Genomic DNA, 20736 nt, shown 5'->3' with positions numbered 1-20736 from the left:
ATGTTGACCGAACTTTTTTATTTAAACCCAACCGCGGAAACGTGACGCTTCCGCCATCTTACGTACACCGACCATATAGGCAGCGAGACGCATATCGACTTTGCGGGCTGAAGATGTGTTGTAAACAGTGTTGAACGAATGAACGAGTACTTTTTCAAGTTTTTCCTCGACTTCTTCTTCCGTCCAGTAATAACCTTGGTTGTTTTGTACCCATTCGAAGTAAGAGACCGTGACCCCGCCACTTGATGCCAATACGTCCGGAACGAGGAGAATCCCGCGCTCTGTCAAGATTTTCGTCGCTTCGTTCGTCGTCGGTCCGTTCGCCGCTTCCACTACGATGGAAGCTTTAATGGCATCGGCATTATCTTCCGTGATTTGATTCTCGATAGCAGCTGGCACGAGAATGTCACAGTCGAGTTCTAACATCTCTTTATTCGAAATCGTGTTTTTGAAGAGTGTCGAAATCGTACCGAATGAATCACGACGGTCTAACAAGTAAGGGATATCTAAGCCATTCTCGTCATGGATCGCACCATACGCGTCACTGACCGCAATCACTTTTGCTCCTGCGTCGTACATGAATTTCGAAAGGAAGCTACCCGCGTTCCCGAATCCTTGAACAACGACACGGGCGCCTTTTAGTTCGATCCCACGGCGGAGTGCCGCTTCTCGAATCATGATGGCTACACCCTTCGCAGTCGCAGTTTCACGGCCGTGCGAACCTCCAAGCACAAGCGGTTTACCTGTAATAAAACCTGGTGAGTTGAATTCATCGATTCGGCTATACTCATCCATCATCCATGCCATGATTTGCGAGTTCGTGAACACGTCCGGAGCAGGGATATCTTTTGTCGGACCAACAATTTGGCTAATGGCACGAACATAACCGCGGCTCAATCGTTCGATTTCACGGAAACTCATTTCGCGTGGGTCACAGACGATTCCGCCTTTCCCCCCACCGTATGGCAAGTCAACAATCCCCGCTTTTAAACTCATCCATACAGATAATGCTTTGACTTCTACTTCAGTTACGCTTGGGTGGAACCGAATTCCCCCTTTTGTCGGTCCGACCGCATCGTTATGTTGAGCGCGATAACCCGTAAAGATTTTCGTCGAGCCATCATCCATGCGAACTGGGATCCGAACGGTCAGCATGCGAAGCGGTTCTTTTAACAACTCGTACATCTCATCTGGATAGCCGAGTTTATCTAAAGCTTCGTGAATCACCTCTTGTGTCGATTCCAAGATGTTTTTTCGTTTTTGATGACCTTTTTCTTGATCCGTAATCATGAAGGTTTCCTCCCCTAAATTGTCAATTCTCCCCCAAGAATTAACCTCGTATTCGTTTAAAAGTATAGCTGATACGCGCTCAATTTGAAAGGGTTTTACAAAAATAATGAAAGCGTTTTCTTGAAGTGTGGAATGATCCAGATGTCTTACTTCAACTCACGTTCGAGTGCTAACTCCATAAAGCGCTCTAAAAGCTCACCGTACGAGATTCCGACTGTTTTTGCACTGTCAGGGAAGAGGCTTAATGGCGTCATTCCAGGCAGCGTGTTCGTTTCTAAAATATACGCTTCGCCCGTTTCCGATACGAGGAAATCAGAACGTGAGTAACCTGAGCAACCAAGCGCACGGTGAGCCATGACAGCCGCTTGTTGCACTTCCATCGTCAACTCATCCGAGATTTCGGCTGGACAAACGTGAATCGAACCACCTTCTGTATACTTCGACTCATAGTCGTAAAACTCATTTTTTGGAATGATTTCAATGACAGGAAGTGCTTCCTCTTTCCCAAAGTTCCCGATGACCGGTACCGTCAATTCTTTTCCTTTAATGTACTGCTCGACTAATACCGCTGAATCACATGCAAATGCTCGATCAATTCCCGCACGTAACATCGTCTCATCCATCGCGATTGTCAAACCGTTCGAAGAACCTTCTTGGGCAGGCTTGACGACACATGGAAACTCATTACCCCACTCAGCTACTTTCGCATCAATCGAATCCACAGATTCAATTAACACGTCGCGCGCCACACGGATGCCTGATGCTGCGAAGATGATTTTTGCTCTTGCCTTATCCATCGCAAGAGCAGATGCTAAGACACCTGACCCCGTGTACGGGATTCCCGCCATTTCTAGTAATGATTGGACGCGACCATCTTCGCCATACTTCCCATGTAATGCACTGACGACGACATCGACGTCTAACGTCAATAACTCGTTCGCGCGTTTTGGATGAAAATCGATTGCCGTGACCTCATGACCACGCTCCGTCAATGCCTCAATCATCCCTTGTCCACTTGTGAGGGATACCTCACGTTCTCCTGACACTCCACCATACAATACAGCGACCTTCATTCCAATCTCTCCTTCAACTAACTACTGAAAATTCATGTCTAATCATAACACGGACATGTTAAAAACAATAGAAACAGAAAAGTAAAAAAGCCGTACTTATGCGAATGCATCGTACAGCTCTTTCACGGCCTGTTCAGTTTGAATCGTTTTTCCATATTCCATCATGACGTACGGACTGACCGTGGTCGTCTTTCCATATTCGGATAAAATGGCAGCGAGACGTTCTTCCACTTTCTCAGGTAGTACTTCCACGAAGTGGAGATAGTACCGTCCCTCATAGTGATAAAGTGCTCCGCCCTGCTCAGTCTCATGTATATGTGGAAACAGTTGAATCGACGCGTTAATCACATCTTCAATATCATCAAACTGATAAATCAAATGATGAATGACATCAATTGTGAGTCGAATCTCAACTTGCTCGACATCAAGCTCTGCTATGGCCTCACCTTTTTGAACATCGATGACGAGACCATCACGAGGAAACATCGTCACATTCAAATCGACCGCTCCTTGTGGAGAGAATCCGTATTCACTCTCTGCTGTCTCAAGTAATTCTTTCCACAGCTGTTGACCGTTTTCCCCCACGATCGTATCGATAGCGATCCCACGTAACGAAAGCTCATTCGCAGTCACATATACACGAAGATGTTCTTTTGTTTGTTTTTCAAATCTCAATCGAAAACCTCCAGTGAATATTCAATCCTACTAATAAGCTACTCCCGTTTTAATCCCGTGTCAAATAGTTGATAACCATTTCGTCCACTCTTCTGGCGTATCGCCAAGAAATGCATCATCGAACCGACTACGTTCGAGGCTGACCGCGTATCCACCCGCCCCAATCTTTAATGTGGGATGCTCTTCTTGAATATATTCCATCGCCTCTAACAAGCTCGGGATATGGTCCGTCAATGTGCATGCGAAAATAAGGCACGATGTCTTGATGTCGTGCAGAGCCTTGCTTAAATCTTCTTTCGGGAAGCCCGCTCCTAAAAAGATGACGTCGTACCCATGTTGACGCAAATAAAGTGTGACGAACAGCAATCCGATTTCATGCATCTCACCCGGTGCACAGACACAAGTGACTCGTGGAAGAAACGGGTTCATCGGCATTTGAAGTGACAACGTAGAAAGACGTGCTCGTAAAAACGCCGTGGCGAAGTGCTCGTGGGCAATCGTAATCGTTCCTTGCTCCCACTTTGAACCAATATCCATCAGTAACGGTCCGATGATATCTTTTGTGACCTTTTCAAAACTGAACGTATTGAACGCACGATTAATTAGATCATGCGCGGTCCGCTCATCGAAAGAAAGCAGTGCCTGAAGCAGAGCATCCTTCAACTCTTCATCGTAAAGCTTCGCAGATGTCGGTTCTGGTTCAGGAGCTTGGTGGAGTTGTTGAATTGCTTGAGAGACCGTCAATCCCTCTTTTTGCTTGTCTACCACCCACTTAATTTTCTCGACATCTTGATCTGAATATAGGCGGTGACCTGATTCGGTTCGGCTCGGTACGATAAATTGATATCGCCGTTCCCAAGCTCGAATGGTCGTTGGATTGACACCGGTCAACGTCGCCACAGTCTTAATGGAGTATTTCGGCATCTCCGCCCTCCTCTCCTATTCGTTCTATGATATAAGTATATCCTCAATTGAAAAGGTTTACCCCTTTTATTGTGCAATCGAGTATTTTCCCAAAATAAAAAAAGGCACGGACCATGTCCGCACCCTTCTTAAAAAATGGCATCTCGCCCGATATATATGAAAATGAGAATAATCGCTAACATGGCGAAGGTTAGAGTCATCGCCAACGGGCGCTTCATCAAGTTATCATTCAACTTCCTCTTCCGTTCATGCTCTTGCCTCTCCGATCGAGACGGCAACGTATCCGCCAACTGCTCGCGTAAAGAATCTGCCTGATTCCGATGTCGCAACGTATGCCCTCCTTTACCTTTTTTATCATTTTACTATGATATTATTCAAAGGAAAAGATTTGCGTCAACCGTATTTTCCATTCTGTCACATTTTTTCGAACGATTTGCGGTGTCTCAGGAAACTCAATCGTCCCACACACATCACAACATTCCTCTTGGTCGATTGTCGGCTCCGAAAAATAACGGAGTAAATAATCGCGTCGGCACGTTCGGATAAGTGCATAATCCATCATCTGTCCGAGTTGACGATAGCGATTACGTTTTCTTTCTTTTACCCAATCGAGCGCCTCTTGAAGCGAGCGTTCAGACAGCATCTGCTTTAAAAGAAGGAATTTCGGGTCTTCTTCGTTCATCCTCAATAAGCGGGGTAATTGCGAAAGTGTCGTGCCATTTTCACACTCAAAGTATGCTAAGCGAATCTCTTCGTCTTTTGGATATTGACCATCAATCAAAAATTGTTGAATGCGTTCATCTCCATCCGCATAGAGGAGGACAGCAAACGCCGGCTCTCCATCACGACCTGCTCGTCCAATCTCCTGCATATACGCTTCCACCGTTGCAGGGATTTGATAGTGGATGACAGAACGGACGTTGTCTTTGTTCACACCCATCCCAAATGCACTTGTACACACCATGACCGACACTTCATTCCGTAAAAATTGAGATTGTACGAGTCGTCGGTCTTCCGTTGACATGCCGCCGTGATAAAACAACGCGTCCTCTAGTTCAAACGCCAATGCCTCGGCTTCTCGACGTGTCGCCGTATAGACGACTGCCGGTTTTGGAACATCTCGGACCAATTCTTTTAGCCGATCAAGTTTCTTCTCTTTTTCAAGTCGTTCGACCATCAATCGAATTTCTGGTCGATTCGCGGAATGGACGAACTGCTCAGGTGAAAAGAGTGCCAACTTTTCAATAATATCTTGCTTCACACTCTCCGGTGCCGTCGCCGTGACGGCCATGCACTGAGGACTCCCGATTTGTTTACGTAGTTCGCCTAAACGCGCATATTCCGGTCTGAACTCATGACCCCATTGTGAGATACAGTGCGCCTCGTCAATGACGAGCATTTGAATCTTCACGTTTGAGAGTGCGCGTGTAACGTACGGAACGGCCAACTGTTCGGGGGAGAGATATAAAAATCGATAACGTTTCAAGTGATTGATGATTTCTTGCTTTTCTTCAGAAGACTCCATCGACGTCAAACGTGCGACGCCACGTTCTCCCCGCTCTCGGATATGGAGCATTTGGTCTTCAATCAAGGAGAGGAGAGGCGAGACGATGACCGTCAATCCCCCGTTCTTGATGTACGAAGGGAGTTGAAACGTCAACGACTTCCCTGCCCCTGTCGGCATGACGGCTAATACATCTTGTCCCTCTACAACGGAGTGGATGATTTCATGCTGCCCAGGACGAAATGAATCATATCCGAACACGTGTTTCAATGTCGATTCATACAAATGTCTCACCTCGTTTCAACCTTGCGAACACAAGGCGTATTTGAAAGTAACTCACGTTGCCCATCTTTTCGAAGATAGGTTTCAAAGCCCAGCTCTCTGGGTCTCGCAGCTTCTCGATGGTGACGATATCGTCGCTCGGCACAAATTGATCGAGGGGAAAGGTGTCTAAATACATTGCCATCTCCACCACATGGTCCTCGATCGTACTCGTTCGTAGTCGTCGGCGAGACTGAACTTGTTGAAACGAATAGCCTTTGAGAAAGAGATCATACGATTCACGTGCCGAAAAGGTCATTCGCTCAGTCGACAACCCATAGGTGAAACCCCGAAGCTTCGCCTCTTTCGGTAATACCGTTAACAGTTCATTCCATCCTGCTAAAAAATAGAGGCGAGCCGTCTCTGCGTCGACATCAAGTAGACTGGCGATTTGTTCATAGGTCAGACCGGTCTCAAAGGCTCCCGTGAATCGATAGACGACCGCTGTCGCATATGGATCTCCAATAATGTCAAGTGCGTCCTCGATCTCATGATGGAATGTTTGCATAAGCACCTTCCAATCTCGATCAATCTGTAACAACTGTTTGACCCACTGTTCCGCGGGTCGATCGGCTTGAACGGGATAAAACGTCCTCTCATGTTCCCTTGACATGAATGTCTGGACAAAGAGGCTCAAACGTTTCCACGTCGTCGCATTATAATCACGGCGCTCTCCCCCTAAACGATTGAATAAATCCTTTACCGTTTCAGGTGAAGACAATAGGTTTCCCGCTTCTGTCAGTTTAAATTGTTTACGGTCCAACCATCCCCTCTTTTCAAACCCTTTTAACAAAGACTCATATGAGTACGTCGTTTGAGGAAATTGCCCAAAAACAGGCTCTAACTCATAAAAGAACGCGTCTTGTAACGTCGTGGCCGAGCGCTTTCCGTTCAAGACATGGAACAGGCTACGTTCACTCCGTTCCCCGTTTAATCGCTTAATGGCCAGCAGTAAAACTCCATCTGCTAAATGAACCAAGTCGTCACATCCTTAAAAAAATCATTATCCTACCAAAAAGACACTCGTTTCCTCATTGAAATAATTGGGTATGTAGACTACAATTACTCGTAGACAGTAGATTGATTTCTAAGAGAAACGAACCGTTTGGAGGGTTATTATCATGGCAAAATTTACTATCGTCGATAAAGATACATGTATCGCATGCGGAGCTTGTGGCGCAGCAGCACCAGATATTTATGATTACGATGATGAAGGTCTCGCATTCAACTTGATGGATGACAACACAGGTACTGTGGAAATCCCTGACGAGTTGTACGAAGACATGATGGATGCATTCGAAGGGTGCCCGACCGATTCAATCAAAGTGGCAGACGAATCGTTCGATGGCGATGCATTGAAGTACGAATAAACTTGCAAAGACATATTGGTCAAATGACCGATATGTCTTTTTTTGTTCACTTCTCCATCCTACTCTAATCATGACAGCTCTAGCCAAGTATAACAAAAAAGGTTGTTTGGCTTAAGTACCAAACAACCCTCCTAAAATGGACATATGTCCTATTCCGGATTAACGTTTTCCTTTAATATATGGAATACCGACCGACTTCGGTGCATCTGCACGACCGACGAGTCCAGCGAGTGCTAGAATCGTGAGTGCATAAGGTGCAATCAAAAGTAGAAGCTGCGGCACGTTATTGATGACAGGCAAATTGCTTCCGATAATCGATAACGCTTGGGCGAATCCAAAGAACAATCCAGCGCCGAGCGCTCCGAGTGGATTCCACTTCCCGAAGATCATTGCAGCAATCGCCAAGAACCCTTGACCAACGATTGTCGTTCCACTGAAGTTCGTCGTAACCGTGACGGCGTATACCGCTCCGGCAAGACCACCAAACGCACCAGAAAGCATGACGCCCATAAAGCGCATTTTCGTGACGTTGATCCCCATCGTGTCAGCTGCCATCGGGTGTTCTCCTACTGAGCGGAGACGAAGTCCGAACGGCGTCTTGAAGATAACGAACCAGACGACAAACGCTAAAGCGATGGCAACGAATGACGTGTATTGTACGTTAATGAAGAACATTTTTAATACCGGAATATCTGATAAAAACGGTACGTTCTCCTTCGCAATACGGTACTCGATAAAGTCAGTTTGACCTTTGTTGTAAAGCACACGCACAACGAAGATGGCGAGACCGATCGCAAGCATGTTGATCGCTACTCCAAGAACCGTTTGGTCTGCACGCCATAGGATGGCAGGGACAGCCAAGAAGAGCGAGAAGAGCGCACCGACTACCATCGCAACGAGCAAGGAGATCCATGGGCTAAATACACCGGCTCCTAAGTCTGTTAACGTGAGCGTAGTGATGATCCCTGTTGCGGCACCGATAATCATAATCCCTTCAAGGGCAATGTTAACGACACCAGAGCGCTCACTGAAGATTCCACCGAGTGCTGCGATAATGAGTGGAGTCGCATAGGCAAGTGCAACCGGTACGACGATATAGAGGACTTCTAAGAAGCTCATTTTTTCTCCACTCCTTTCTTACGATTTCCTTTAAGTTTCTCAATGACATAGTTGATGGCATAACCAGATGCCACAAAGATGACGATTGCTGCGATAATGACTTTGACAAGTTCAGACGGTACGTTCGCACCGAGCTGCATCGCCAATCCACCGATGTTCAATCCAGCAAATAGAATCGCTGCGAGAATGACACCGATCGCTGTGTTGGCACCAAGAAGGGCTACTGCGATCCCGTCAAAACCGACACCTGTGAACGATGCGGAAAGCGTCATACTACCGAACGTCCCGAGACCTTCCATCGCACCAGCGAGACCTGCAAACATCCCTGAGATGACAAACGAAAGGACGATGTTACGGTCAACGCTCATCCCTGCATATTGAGAGGCGTGTTTGTTGAATCCGACTGCACGCAACTCATAACCGAGTGTCGTACGTTGAAGAATGTAGTAGTACACAATTGCCGCGAGTACTGCAACGAGGACACCCCAGTGAAGACGTGAGTACGTCGTCAACTCTTGCAACCACGGTGACGCAAGCGATGCCGATTCATTGATTGAGTCAGTACGTTCGTTCGTTACGCCAATGACGCTACGCAAAATCGCGTTCGTCGTGTAAAGCGCGATATAGTTCATCATGATGGATGTGATGACTTCGTGGACGTAAAACTTCGCTTTCAAGAATCCAGGAACGAACGCCCAGAGTGCTGCCGCGACCATCGCCGCGAGAAGTGCAAGCGGTAAATGGATGAACATCGGCAAATCGAAGTTGATCCCTACATATACAGCTGCTACCCATCCGATCAATACTTGACCTTCTACCCCGATGTTGAATAGCCCCGTCCGGAATGCGAAGGCAACCGCGAGACCTGAGAAGATGAGAGGTGCTGCTGCTCGTAGCGTCTCCCCAACGGCATATGGGCTTCCAAACATCCCTTCAAACAAGGAGATAAAGCCTTGAATCGGGTCGTATCCACCAATCAACATGACGATGGCTCCGACGAGAAGTCCTAAAATGATGGATAGGAATGGAATGAGAAGTTGATTTAAACTTAATTTTTTCATTCTTTGTCGTCCCCTCTCTGACCGCCGGCCATCAAGAAGCCAAGCTCTTGTTCCGTCGTCTCTTTCGGATCACGAATTCCTACGATTTTTCCTTCATAAAGAACGGCGATCCGGTCGGATACGTGCAAAATCTCATCAAGTTCGAACGAAATAAGCAAGACGGCACGGCCTTTTTCACGTTCTTTGACGAGTTGTTCGTGAATGAATTCAATCGCACCGACATCAAGACCACGCGTCGGCTGTGCTGCGATGAGTAAATCAGGTGAACGATCGACCTCACGGGCAATGATTGCTTTCTGTTGGTTACCACCAGAAAGGGCACGAGCCGGAACGTCGATGGATGGAGTTCGGACGTCAAACTTCTCAATCAACGCCTTCGCTTTTTCTGCCACTGCTTTATAATTCATGAGTCCTCGTTTCGAGAACGGTTCTTTGTAGTACGTTTGAAGAACCATATTGTCACGAATCGAGTAGTCAAGGACGAGACCATGTTTATGACGGTCCTGTGGAATGTGTCCGATTCCAGCTTCCGTCATTTTACGCGGTGTATGACCCGTCACGTCTTTTCCGTTGAGCAAAACTTTACCCGACTCCGGTTTTTTAAGTCCCGAGATCGCTTCAATTAGTTCTGTCTGACCGTTGCCGTCGATTCCGGCAATCCCGAGTACTTCTCCAGCACGAATCTGAAGGTCCAATCCTTCGACGACCTTCAAACCACGGCTGTCTTTGACGACAAGTCCTTGAACGTCGAGAACGACTTGTTGCGGGTCGGCTTTCGAATACTCTGCATCGAAATTGACTTCTCGCCCGACCATCATTTCAGCAAGACTATCTTCGTTAACCGTCTCATCCACTTCAACGGTACCGATATAACGTCCACGGCGAATGACTGTGCAACGGTCTGCGACTTGCATAATTTCCTTCAGCTTGTGCGTGATCAAGATGATCGACTTACCTTCAGCAATCAGACGTTTCATAATTTGGATAAGTTCTTGAATCTCTTGTGGTGTCAACACTGCCGTCGGTTCATCGAAGATCAAAATATCTGCCCCGCGATAGAGCGTCTTCAAGATTTCTACACGCTGTTGCATGCCGACTGAAATATCTTCAATCTTGGCGTCTGGATCAATCTTAAGCCCATACTGTTCTGAAATATCCATGACCTTTTTACGGGCTGTCTCACGGTCAATCGTCACACCGCTCTTTGGCTCAAGTCCAAGGATGATGTTCTCAGTGACTGTGAATTTTTCAACAAGCATAAAGTGCTGGTGGACCATCCCGATCCCAAGTTCGTTGGCGATGTTCGGGTTTTCAATATCCACTTTTTTCCCATGCACACGAATCTCCCCGCCTTCAGGCTGATAGAGACCGAATAACACGTTCATGAGCGTCGACTTCCCCGCCCCGTTCTCTCCGAGAAGCGCATGGATTTCTCCTTTGCGCAATTGGAGTGTGATATTGTCGTTCGCAACGAACGTACCGAACTCTTTGCGAATATTTAGCATTTCAATTACATATTCCAAGGAAGTTCACCCCTAACTTTAAGTAAAGGGAGACCACATGGGTCCCCCCTTCACTCAAATGAATTATTTTACGTTTTTCATGAACTCTTCGAACTCAGCGTCAGTTGCTGGTGCAGTGAGTTCTCCGTCAACCAATTGTGTACGATATTCTTCAACTTTATCGAGAATTTCTTGTGAAACGTGCTTGTCAGAAGTTTCTGCGATACCGACACCGTCATCTTTCAAACCGAACTCGATGATTTCGCCGCCTGGGAATTCTCCGTCCATCGTCTGCTTCGATACGTCATAAGTAGCTGTATCTACACGTTTGACCATTGAAGTCAACGTAACGTCTTCTGGAAGACCTTCTTCGTACTGGTCACGGTCAACCCCGATTACCCAAACTTCTTCGCCGTTCTTCTTACGGTTTTTCGCTTCTGTGAATACCCCTACACCTGTACCACCAGCTGCGTGATAGATGATGTCCGATCCAGAACCGTACATACCTGAAGCGATTGCTGTTCCTTTTTCAGCCGAGTTGAAGTCTTCTGCATACTTCACGTCGATTGTTGCTTCTGGGTTAACAGCCATGACACCAGCTTTAAATCCATTTTCAAACTTCTTGATCAAGTCTGATTCTACTCCACCGATGAAACCAACTTTGTCAGTTGTTGTCGTGAGACCGGCAATGACACCAACGAGGAATGAACCTTCTTGCTCTTTGAACGTGATTGAAGCAACGTTCGGAGCGTCAACAACCATATCAACGATTGCGAAGTTGTTGTCAGGGAACTGCTCAGCTACTTTTTGTACGTCTTCAGCCATCAAGAAGCCGATACCGTAGATCAAGTTGAAGTTGTCACGAGCCAATTGTTGCAAGTTTGGCTGGTAGTCCGCTTGTTTAGCTGATTGAAGGTATTTGTATCCTTCGTTTTCAGTCAAGTTATTGTCTTCACCGAATTTCGTGAGACCTTCCCAAGCAGATTGGTTGAATGATTTGTCATCAACACCGCCAGTATCTGTAACCATTGCTACTTTAAAGTCGCCGCCCTCGCCGCCTTCGCCGTTTGAAGATGAGCCGCCTTCGTTGTCATCTCCACCGCATGCTGCGAGTACTGTAGAGAGTGTGAGTCCTGCTGCTAAAGCTGAGAGAATCGTTTTCTTTTTGTTCATCATCGTCGTGTTTCCCCTTTCGGTTCATAACAAATTTTGTTGTCATGTTATCAGTAGTCTTTACACCGGTATAAGAAAGCGCTTTCACGCTATTCCCCAAAAATAACTCTTCCGTTAAAAAACTGTTCGGTTACACTCGTTTACGTACGACATGGAAGTCGAATCGATCAGCTCGGAAAAAGTTGGCCGAATCGAGTAATGGTAAATCACTCTCATCGTAATGCAATTGTTTTAAAGCGAGTAACGGTTGGTCCGTCTGAAGTTGTGACGAAATTTCAGAGCTGACACTCGGTTCGATGTGCGTGATTGCGTATGCGACTCGACGTCCTACCTCTTTTTCGAGAGAGTCAAACAGAGACTTCCCTTCAGTCAATGCCTCAGGATTCGAGACGAGATGGGCCGGCACTTTGTCGACACAATAAACGACCGGTGTGTCATCCGCATATCGAATTCGAACAATCCGATAAATCGGTGAGTTCGGCTCAATCTTGAGACGCTCGGCTTCTCTCTCTGTTGCCAACACTTTCTCGGCCACCAATACTTTCGTTCCTGGTGTCATTTTTGCGCGTGTGATCATATCAGTGACACTGAACAATTCTTCAATTCCTGACGTGAATGGCGGTTTAGAACTAATAAATGTCCCTACTCCATGTTTTCGCACGACAAATTTCTCATCTTCGAGAATTCTTAACGCTTCACGAAGTGTCGCTCGACTTACTCCGAGTTGCTTTGAAAGCTCGAACTCTGAAGGTAACTTCTCACCTTCACGATAGACACCAGCGTCGATATCTTGCTTAATTTTCTCAATCACTCGAAGATAGAGCAATCGATGATCGAGCTTAATCGACATTGGCCTCACCACCTTTAATTTACTTACCAGTGCTCAGACATCTGACGTATGAATGTCCTTGCCAATATTAAGTATAGGGATTCGAGAATTAGAACGCAATAGTTTTTGTTCGGAATCAAGGAAATATTTTAAAAAACTATCTCCAACCGTACCTCTGAGTCCATTTTACCCATTTCGATTCAGTTTGAAAAACTTTTGTAAAATGTAAACGTTATTAAAAAATGTAAGCGTTTCAGTCGTTTTTAAAAGTATGTACTAATAAACGTTATAGGACATATGTGCTATATTACATTTATATTATAGCGAACCTCTCTGATTTGCGCGAATATTTCCATATCGTAGAAAAAGGAATAAAAAACGAACGATTGTATATCTATGTATACAATCGTTCGTTTTTTAAATTTATTCGTCTTGTTCATGAATTAATACTTTCCGTGGTTTCGAACCTTCTGACGGACCTACGTATCCCGCCTCTTCAAGCGAGTCAATCAAACGCGCTGCCCGATTATAACCAATTCGAAATCTTCGTTGAATCATCGAGGTCGAAGCCGTTTCCTGGGTAACGATGAATTGAATGACTTCTCCGAACAATGAATCGTCCGAGTCAATCGTCGTCACTTCTTCTTCTTTCGGCATCATCGCTTCTACGTACTGCGCACGTTGCTGTGCGATGACGTGATTGACGACCGTTTCGACCTCTTGATCGGAGACAAACGCTCCTTGGACACGCACCGGCTTGTTCATCCCATTAGCAAGCATGAGCATATCGCCACGCCCAAGCAGTTTTTCCGCTCCTCCTCCATCCAAAATCGTCCGGGAATCGGTTTGTGATGAGACTGCAAATGCGATGCGAGATGGTATGTTTGCTTTGATGACCCCTGTAATGACGTCAACCGACGGACGTTGTGTCGCCAGTACCATATGAATCCCGGCAGCCCGTGCCATTTGGGCGAGTCGCATGATGGCGTCCTCAACGTCATTTGAAGCGACCATCATCAAATCTGCCAACTCATCGACAATGACGACGATGAATGGTATACGTTTAGCATCCTCATCATCGGACTTGTCGACGAGTTCATTGTATCCTTCAATGTTACGGACACCATATCGACTGAACAGCTCATATCGTCTTTCCATCTCGGCGACGACTTGTTTCAATGCCTGAGCCGCCTTTTTCGGATCTGTGACAACCGGTGTCAACAGATGCGGCACACCATTATAAACATTGAGTTCGACCATTTTTGGGTCAATCATCATGAGACGGACCTCATCCGGTCGAGAACGCATCAAGATGGATACAATCATCCCGTTGATACAGACAGATTTACCGGAACCTGTCGATCCTGCCACGAGTAAGTGCGGCATTTTGTTTAGTGAGATGCCGACAGTCTCGCCACTAATGCTTCGTCCGAGTGCAACGAGCAGTTTTGAATCGTCTTGTTTCACTGGGTCTGCCTCAAGCACTTCACGTAGACAGACTGGAGCGACTTCCTGGTTCGGTACCTCGATACCAATCGCCGCCTTGCCTGGTATCGGTGCTTCGATTCGAATATCTTTCGCGGCAAGCGCAAGTGCGAGATCATCACTAAGCGATGTGATTCGACTGACCTTCACACCGATGTCCGGCTGTAACTCATACTTCGTGACCGTCGGACCAAGGTGAATTTTCAATACTTTCACCCCTACACCAAACGACTTTAACGTCTTCACTAACTTAGCTGCATTCTCTTTCAAACGCGCATTTTCCCCAGATAAATCGGTGATTACCGGTTCCTTCAGATTCGTGAAAGGCGGGAGCTCATACGTATCCGAGACGTCTTGCGCCGCGGTCATCATCATCTCCTCGGTCGAGATCGATTCATCCGTTTCCGTAGACGGCTCCGTTTTAGGCTCCTCTTTTTTCTCCGCGACAACTTTCTCACTGAATCCGACGATTGGGATGTCATTCATCGTGACCACATCTGATTCTGACTCCACCTCTAAATCGGCTTCTGCCAGCATCGGCTCAGGCGATGGTTTTCGCGACCGCTTCGGTTCTTGATTTTGCTTGTTGTCTTGTTTTTTTTCTGCTTTCGGTCTCGATTGCCATTCTTTTTTCACGGCCATTACGGATTCCTCTAGGCGATGATAGATGGTTCCCCAAATCGTTGGGACATAGAGGGAAACACCGAGGATAAAACAGACGATGCCTAAAAAGATGAGACCAAAATCAGAAAATAAGTATTGGTTTAAGCCATAAAGCGCACCGTTGACCCCACCGCGCTCATCTCCCCAAAGTAAATCTCCAAACAGTAGAAATGAGGCGGTCATACTGAGCAGTCCTGCTCGCTCCATCGGCTTCATCGGTTTTAATACAATCCATAACAAGATGGCAATCATCAAATAGGTGAGCGCACCCCAGCCACCAAACAGGTATTCCGACAAGTCAGATAGTTGCCGACCAATCCATCCAAAATCGAATAAGGCAAATACGAATGCGACGATGGAAAGAACGAAAATTCCCCATCCATATGTACGTGGCGCAATCGGCTGTTTTTTCCGTTTTCTCGTGTTGCGCGTTGTTGGTCGCTTCCGCTTCACGGGTGTTTTTCTCGTTTTTTGAGCCACTTTTAGTTCCTCCTAAAAAAAGAAGGCAAAAGTCAGATGACTTCTGCCTCACTCTCATTCCATTAAATCTCCATGATGATCGGCAAGATCATCGGACGACGTTTCGTCTGCTCGAATAAGAAGACGCTAAGTCGCTCGCGGATATTTGATTTCAATTCGGTCCAATCACTGCCAGCTTGCAGACTCTTTTCAATCTGTTTCGTGACAATACGGTTTGCCTCTGAAATCATTTCTTCCGACTCGCGCATATACACAAATCCACGTGAAATGAGTTCAGGTCCTGAAATCAATTTCTTCTGTTTCCGATTCAATGTGACCACGCAAAGCACGACCCCATCTTGTGACAACAAACGACGGTCTCGTAAGACGATGTTCCCGACGTCACCGACGCCAATCCCATCAATCAATACATTACCTGCAGGAACTTTTCGGCTCATCCGGGCTTTTCGACCAGTGAACTCGACGACATCTCCTTTTTCGACGATGAAGATGTTGTTCGGTTTGACACCTACTTGTTCAGCGAGTTTTGAGTGTGCCATTTGCATCCGGTATTCCCCGTGAATCGGTAAGAAGTATTTTGGTTTGACGAGGTTGAGCATTAACTTCAACTCTTCAGCCGACCCGTGTCCAGATACGTGGACTTTACGTTGGTTGTAAATGACGTTTGCCCCAGAACGGAACAATAGATCAATCGTTTTCGAAACCGACTTTTCATTCCCTGGAATCGGTGTCGCCGCAATGACAACTGTGTCATTCAAACGAATGTTCACTTGCTTATGCGCGTTACGTGCCATACGAGTCAACGCAGCCATCGGCTCACCTTGAGACCCTGTCGTCAAGATGACGACTTTGTTATCAGGAAGACGATTCACTTGCGACAACTCGACGAGCGTCTTCGCTTTGAAACGTAAGTAGTTTAATTTTTGTGCGACTTCGACGATATTGACCATACTGCGGCCAACGACCGCGACTTTACGGTCATTCGCTTCTGCGGCTGCAAAGACTTGCTGTAAGCGATGGACGTTCGACGCGAATGACGCTACGATGACACGACCTTCGGCTTGATAAATCACATCGTTCAATTCAGCACCGACAATCGATTCTGAACCAGTCTGACCCGGACGCTCTGCGTTTGTCGAATCAGAAAGTAACGCGAGTACACCGCGCTGTCCAATCGCTGCTAATTTATTGAAATCGGATTGTTTCCCATCGACTGGCGTATAATCAAACTTGAAATCTCCGGTATGGACGATCGCACCTTGAGATGTTTGAATACAAACACCGACACAGTCGGGAATCGAGTGATTGACGCGGAAGAACGTGACGAGATGATCAGCGATAGTCAATTTCGTTTTGGCATCAATCATGCGAAGGTCGACTTCTTTCAACAAACCGGCCTCTTTTAATTTCAGTTCAATTAACCCGAGAGTCAATTTTGTCCCGTATACCGGAACGTGTTTTAAATCGCGTAAGACGTAGCTGAGTCCACCAATGTGGTCTTCGTGACCGTGTGTGATGAAAATCGCTCGGACGCGATCCTTGTTTTCTTTTAAATAAGTGATGTCTGGGATGACGATATCAATCCCGAGCATCTCATCGCCTGGAAACATGAGACCGGCATCGATGACGAAGATGTCGTCGTCTAGCTCCACGACGTACATGTTCTTTCCGATTTCGCCTACGCCTCCAAGCGCAAAGACGCTAATATTCTCTGTCTTCTTTTTTGACACTAACAAAAACCTCCTAAATGTTTCATATTCTGTTTCGTCCCTTATCGCTACTGAATATTGTATCGGAAAACGGCTTCATTGCCAACATTTCCGTTCAATCTAGTAGAGGTTTTAGTGTATCCGCAAGCGGTGCGACCGCTTCTTTATCTGGGCGTTTCCCTGCGTCGAGTTGTCGGATGGACAAGCCAAAGTCCATCTGGAGGTGCGGATAGTCAGGGAATGAGTTCCAGTCCCCACCCCATTCGAAACCGAGCGCCTTCCCTAATTCTCCGAGCTCTTGCCAATCTGGTACATCATTGCGATTACGGTCCGTACTTAAATCGTAGTCCGTTTTGTTTTCATGGATGATGACAAAATCGACTGCAAGTCCATAATTATGATAGCTCTGACCCGCTTTTGCATTCGTCACGACTTGCCCGGGTTCAGACCGGCCTTGCGCATATAATGCATTTTGCTCTTTCGCTGAACGATATCCTGACGTCAGTCGAACTTCGAGACCGAGACAAGAATGTGCCAAGCGCACGAAGGTCGCTCCCCGTTCCGCAACTTGCGGATGAAGGCGGTCGAAGTCAATATTGGTTCTTGCCAAAATAGTACTTTCTGCCTCTACGTTTCGCACACACATGTCCGCTTCAAACGTCGGCTCATCCACCCACGGTACAGGTTGTGGTTGCATATAAAAGTAAGCCAGCACTATCCCAATCAAGAAGGCGACCATCGCAAGTGATAACACGCCGGTCCACCTCATCTTCTTAACCGTTTACGCAGTCCTTTAAGGATTGGTAATCCTTTTTCAAGTGCCATATAGAGTGGACGATTCATGACGAGGTCGAACTCTCCGACTTTCTCAATCATGTCACTCCCCCATCCGGACTTGAAGGCATAGAGACCCGCGTATTCATCATCTGGGTCTGTGCTGCCTGAGACACCGCCGAAGTCATATCGTTCGGCTCCACTCTCTTTCGCCGCTTGCATCATCGTCCACTGCATCAAATGGTTCGGCATGAACTCACGGAATTCATTCGATGAGGCACCATATAAGTAATATGAACGTCGTCCCGCAAGTGTCAATAGTCCACCTGACAACACAATCCCATCCGGATAAGTCTTGTTCAGTTCGATGAGCTCAGGTAACGCCTGCTCAGCTTTTTGAATTTGTGCCACCGTCTGTTCTTTACGATTAAGAAGGCTTGTCCGTTTCTTTTCGACCGTTTCCTTCTCTAATCCACGTTCAATCTTTTCCAACTCTTTTTTTGCTTTTTCAAGCGTCGCTTGTTGCTGCTCGAGCGCAATTTTCGGTTCGAGCTTTGTCAAAAAGAGTCGCGCATCGTTCGGTTGGAGACAATCATATAGATTCTCAAAATAATCGAGACCTCGAATGGCAAACCCATCACGTTCTCCCGTCACTTTCATGAGGTCGGCAAACGTTTTTAATCCGTCTCGCCCGACTTCTTTACAGACGATTCCTTTTTTCTCCGCTAACCGGACGTTATAACGGAATTTATGATGGAATTTCGCAAAGATTTCTTTTTCACTCGGACGTAAATCTGTCTCCATCGTGAAACGAGGTTGTGCATAGTCAAAGCCACCCCCGTACCCTTTATGACGGAATCCGACAGCTTCCATTTCCGTCAAGAGGCCCGGCATCTCATCGCGGTCGATGTTTGGATCGATTTTAACGACAATCGCCTTGTGATTCGCAGCGATTCGTTTTGCTTCTTTTACAAGTGCCTGGAGAGACGCCACGTCATCATAATCCACCACTAATCCGCGTGGCGCGTAACATAGCGTATACGGTAATTTCGGGACGCGCTTAAATAACAGTAACGCCGCACCGGTCGTTAAACCGTCACGGGCAACCGCAACGCGTTCCGACGTCCATCCATTCTGTCGTTTTACGTCTCCCCAACTTGATAGTTGTAATAAATCACCACGATCATGTGCTTTGACGAAGTCGTCATGTTCTTTTTCTGTCAACGTAACTGGTTGTACTGCCATAAATCATGCTTCCTCCGTATTCAAAATGGTCGATCGGACAATCGCCTCTTCGTCGAGTGGCAATTTTTCGTTTCCGATAATTTGATATTTTTCGTGCCCTTTTCCTGCTAACACGATGATATTATCCGATTTGGCTAAACTTGCCGCGTAACGGACCGCTTCTTCCCGGTCGCCGATCTCCACATAGTTATCATGCGTCATTCCGGCCGCAATCCCTTTAGTGATGGATTCATACGCTTCGAAACGCGGGTCGTCCGTTGTAATAATGACTGTCCCAGCGTAAGTCGATGCCATCTCACCCATTGCCGGACGTTTTGTCACGTCACGGTTCCCGCCCGTACCGATTAAAAAGACAATCTTCTCTTTCGGTACACCGACGAGCGATTTCAAACATTGTTCGATGCCATCCGGTGTATGTGCATAGTCTGCGTATACGTTGTACCCAGGCACGTCTAGGCGCTGCATGCGTCCTTTGGCCGGATGAATCATTTCAAGCGCTCTAGCGATTTGCTCCAATGAATATCCTGCTGCGAGGAGGCAACCTGTCGCCAACAATAAATTATACACGTTAAAACGACCGATAAACTGTACGGTCACCGGTAGGCGTGTGCCTTGATAGTTCAACACAAAGCTCGTTTGAGACAACGTCTGTTCAATCTCTGACGCCATCAAATCGGCCGCTGTGTCAATTCCATATGTCAACACTTTAGCGCCTGTCATCGTCTCATAGAGACCGCTCTGTGCATCATCCGCATTCAAGACGGCTACCTTCCCCCGTGATGCCATTTGACCGAGTTGAGCGAACAACAATCCCTTTGCGCGGGCATAATTTTCAAACGTCCCATGAAAATCGAGATGATCATGCGTCAAATTCGTAAATCCGACAATATCAAAATCCGTACCGATGACACGACCGAGTTCGAGACCGTGCGAAGAGACTTCCATCATGACGTCCGTCACACCTTCATCACGCATTTGTGCCAGTAGTTGTTGCAGTTCTGAGCTTTGAGGTGTCGTATTTTTGCTCGGTACGACCTTGTCATTGATTCGTACCTCGACGGTGCCAATCAGGCCAGTCGAGTGTCCGAGGACGTCTAGGACATCCCGTAAAATCGTGGTCGTCGTCGTTTTACCATTCGTTCCAGTGATTCCGAACAGTCGCATCTGTTCAGAAGGATACGCATAAAACGCCGAAGCTAAAAGACCGACCGAGCGAGAACTATCGCGCACAATCAAGTTCGGAACCGATAGTTCGAGCGGTCGTTCACTGACAACCGCTACTGCCCCTCGTTCCACTGCTTGAGTCGCATATTCATGTCCATCGACCGTGTAGCCTTTAATGGCGACAAACAACGTCCCCGGGACAACTTCCCGAGAATCGGTTGTCACGTGAGTCACCACGATGCCTTCAAGATTTGGTTGGTTAATGAGTTGTATCGTCTTCACTAAGTCCGTTAAGTTCAAGTCTTTCCCTTCTTTCACCTGTATCCTATCCAAACTAAAGAATACCTCTTAATCAGTGTAGAGAACTTACAATTC

The 20736-nt window shown here is 46.7% G+C and carries 18 protein-coding genes; 1 reads left to right on the top strand and 17 read right to left on the bottom strand.

All coding sequences use genetic code 11. From position 1 onward, the window contains the following. Positions 1-21 precede the first annotated feature (21 nt). The 7 genes from KNO86_RS00865 to KNO86_RS00835 all read right to left on the bottom strand — a co-directional run bounded on the left by KNO86_RS00865 (position 22) and on the right by KNO86_RS00835 (position 6766). Positions 22-1290, bottom strand: coding sequence for a Glu/Leu/Phe/Val family dehydrogenase (locus KNO86_RS00865; protein WP_015881453.1), 1269 nt, complete (start codon positions 1288-1290; stop codon positions 22-24). Between the two features lie 146 nt (positions 1291-1436). Next, the gene (locus KNO86_RS00860) at positions 1437-2363 is read right to left on the bottom strand and encodes a D-alanine--D-alanine ligase (RefSeq protein WP_214691856.1); all 927 of its coding nucleotides are present in this window, start codon (positions 2361-2363) and stop codon (positions 1437-1439) included. 96 nt (positions 2364-2459) lie between these two features. Then, entirely contained in the window at positions 2460-3038 is a 579-nt protein-coding gene (locus KNO86_RS00855) for an adaptor protein MecA (RefSeq protein WP_074034646.1), read from the bottom strand. A 60-nt stretch (positions 3039-3098) separates the two neighbouring features. Then, positions 3099-3962, bottom strand: coding sequence for a MerR family transcriptional regulator (locus KNO86_RS00850; RefSeq protein ID WP_214691855.1), 864 nt, complete (start codon positions 3960-3962; stop codon positions 3099-3101). 128 nt (positions 3963-4090) lie between these two features. Next, positions 4091-4291 (bottom strand): hypothetical protein, encoded by a 201-nt coding sequence (locus KNO86_RS00845; protein WP_074034648.1) that lies wholly within the window; start codon positions 4289-4291, stop codon positions 4091-4093. A 41-nt stretch (positions 4292-4332) separates the two neighbouring features. Next, positions 4333-5760 (bottom strand): RecQ family ATP-dependent DNA helicase, encoded by a 1428-nt coding sequence (locus KNO86_RS00840; RefSeq protein ID WP_353047670.1) that lies wholly within the window; start codon positions 5758-5760, stop codon positions 4333-4335. After that, a complete protein-coding gene (locus KNO86_RS00835; RefSeq protein WP_214691854.1) occupies positions 5744-6766 on the bottom strand; it encodes a YpbB family protein in 1023 nt (340 codons plus the stop codon). The genes KNO86_RS00840 and KNO86_RS00835 overlap by 17 nt, the downstream gene beginning before the upstream one ends. Positions 6767-6908: 142 nt before the next feature. Here KNO86_RS00835 and KNO86_RS00830 point away from each other — a divergent pair, with 142 nt between their 5' ends. After that, positions 6909-7157 carry a ferredoxin gene (locus KNO86_RS00830; RefSeq protein WP_074034651.1) on the top strand — a complete coding sequence of 83 codons (249 nt, stop codon included), beginning with the start codon at positions 6909-6911 and terminating at the stop codon, positions 7155-7157. 159 nt (positions 7158-7316) lie between these two features. On the opposite strand, the gene KNO86_RS00825 is transcribed toward KNO86_RS00830, so the two are convergent. The 10 genes from KNO86_RS00825 to KNO86_RS00780 form a co-directional block, all read right to left on the bottom strand. Then, positions 7317-8276 (bottom strand): ABC transporter permease, encoded by a 960-nt coding sequence (locus KNO86_RS00825; RefSeq protein ID WP_074034652.1) that lies wholly within the window; start codon positions 8274-8276, stop codon positions 7317-7319. Then, positions 8273-9337, bottom strand: a complete 1065-nt coding sequence (locus tag KNO86_RS00820; RefSeq protein WP_214691853.1) for an ABC transporter permease — start codon at positions 9335-9337, stop codon at positions 8273-8275. The genes KNO86_RS00825 and KNO86_RS00820 overlap by 4 nt, the downstream gene beginning before the upstream one ends. Further along, positions 9334-10860 (bottom strand): ABC transporter ATP-binding protein, encoded by a 1527-nt coding sequence (locus KNO86_RS00815; protein WP_214691852.1) that lies wholly within the window; start codon positions 10858-10860, stop codon positions 9334-9336. Before KNO86_RS00815 ends, KNO86_RS00820 begins: the two co-directional genes overlap by 4 nt. A 63-nt stretch (positions 10861-10923) precedes the next feature. Further along, a complete protein-coding gene (locus KNO86_RS00810) occupies positions 10924-12012 on the bottom strand; it encodes a BMP family lipoprotein (protein WP_214693960.1) in 1089 nt (362 codons plus the stop codon). A gap of 130 nt (positions 12013-12142) precedes the next feature. Continuing rightward, positions 12143-12862, bottom strand: coding sequence for a GntR family transcriptional regulator (locus KNO86_RS00805; RefSeq protein WP_074034655.1), 720 nt, complete (start codon positions 12860-12862; stop codon positions 12143-12145). Positions 12863-13264: 402 nt separating this feature from the next. After that, positions 13265-15469 (bottom strand): FtsK/SpoIIIE family DNA translocase, encoded by a 2205-nt coding sequence (locus KNO86_RS00800; RefSeq protein WP_214691851.1) that lies wholly within the window; start codon positions 15467-15469, stop codon positions 13265-13267. 62 nt (positions 15470-15531) lie between these two features. After that, a complete protein-coding gene (locus KNO86_RS00795; RefSeq protein ID WP_074034657.1) occupies positions 15532-17199 on the bottom strand; it encodes a ribonuclease J in 1668 nt (555 codons plus the stop codon). 94 nt (positions 17200-17293) lie between these two features. Continuing rightward, positions 17294-17932, bottom strand: coding sequence for a M15 family metallopeptidase (locus KNO86_RS00790; RefSeq protein WP_353047391.1), 639 nt, complete (start codon positions 17930-17932; stop codon positions 17294-17296). Between the two features lie 11 nt (positions 17933-17943). Further along, positions 17944-19197 (bottom strand): lipid II:glycine glycyltransferase FemX, encoded by a 1254-nt coding sequence (locus tag KNO86_RS00785; RefSeq protein ID WP_214691849.1) that lies wholly within the window; start codon positions 19195-19197, stop codon positions 17944-17946. Positions 19198-19200: 3 nt separating this feature from the next. Further along, positions 19201-20694: a UDP-N-acetylmuramoyl-L-alanyl-D-glutamate--2,6-diaminopimelate ligase gene (locus KNO86_RS00780; protein ID WP_251126858.1), complete on the bottom strand. Its 1494-nt coding sequence runs from the start codon at positions 20692-20694 to the stop codon at positions 19201-19203. Positions 20695-20736 lie beyond the last annotated feature (42 nt).

Origin of the sequence: Exiguobacterium sp. s160, assembly GCF_018617575.1 — a bacterium.
GTDB lineage: Bacteria > Bacillota > Bacilli > Exiguobacteriales > Exiguobacteriaceae > Exiguobacterium > Exiguobacterium aestuarii_A.
Note: the sequence above shows the minus strand (reverse complement) of the source record. Positions and strands in the feature narration are given on the sequence as shown.

Excerpts from the sequence above, each read along its gene's own strand:
- KNO86_RS00825 (WP_074034652.1), bottom strand. The coding sequence starts at position 8,276 with ATGAGCTTCTTAGAAGTCCTCTATATCGTCGTACCGGTTGCACTTGCC.
- KNO86_RS00805 (WP_074034655.1), bottom strand. The coding sequence starts at position 12,862 with ATGTCGATTAAGCTCGATCATCGATTGCTCTATCTTCGAGTGATTGAG.
- KNO86_RS00860 (WP_214691856.1), bottom strand. The coding sequence starts at position 2,363 with ATGAAGGTCGCTGTATTGTATGGTGGAGTGTCAGGAGAACGTGAGGTA.
- KNO86_RS00865 (WP_015881453.1), bottom strand. The coding sequence starts at position 1,290 with ATGATTACGGATCAAGAAAAAGGTCATCAAAAACGAAAAAACATCTTG.
- KNO86_RS00830 (WP_074034651.1), top strand. The coding sequence starts at position 6,909 with ATGGCAAAATTTACTATCGTCGATAAAGATACATGTATCGCATGCGGA.
- KNO86_RS00850 (WP_214691855.1), bottom strand. The coding sequence starts at position 3,962 with ATGCCGAAATACTCCATTAAGACTGTGGCGACGTTGACCGGTGTCAAT.
- KNO86_RS00785 (WP_214691849.1), bottom strand. The coding sequence starts at position 19,197 with ATGGCAGTACAACCAGTTACGTTGACAGAAAAAGAACATGACGACTTC.
- KNO86_RS00810 (WP_214693960.1), bottom strand. The coding sequence starts at position 12,012 with ATGAACAAAAAGAAAACGATTCTCTCAGCTTTAGCAGCAGGACTCACA.
- KNO86_RS00820 (WP_214691853.1), bottom strand. The coding sequence starts at position 9,337 with ATGAAAAAATTAAGTTTAAATCAACTTCTCATTCCATTCCTATCCATC.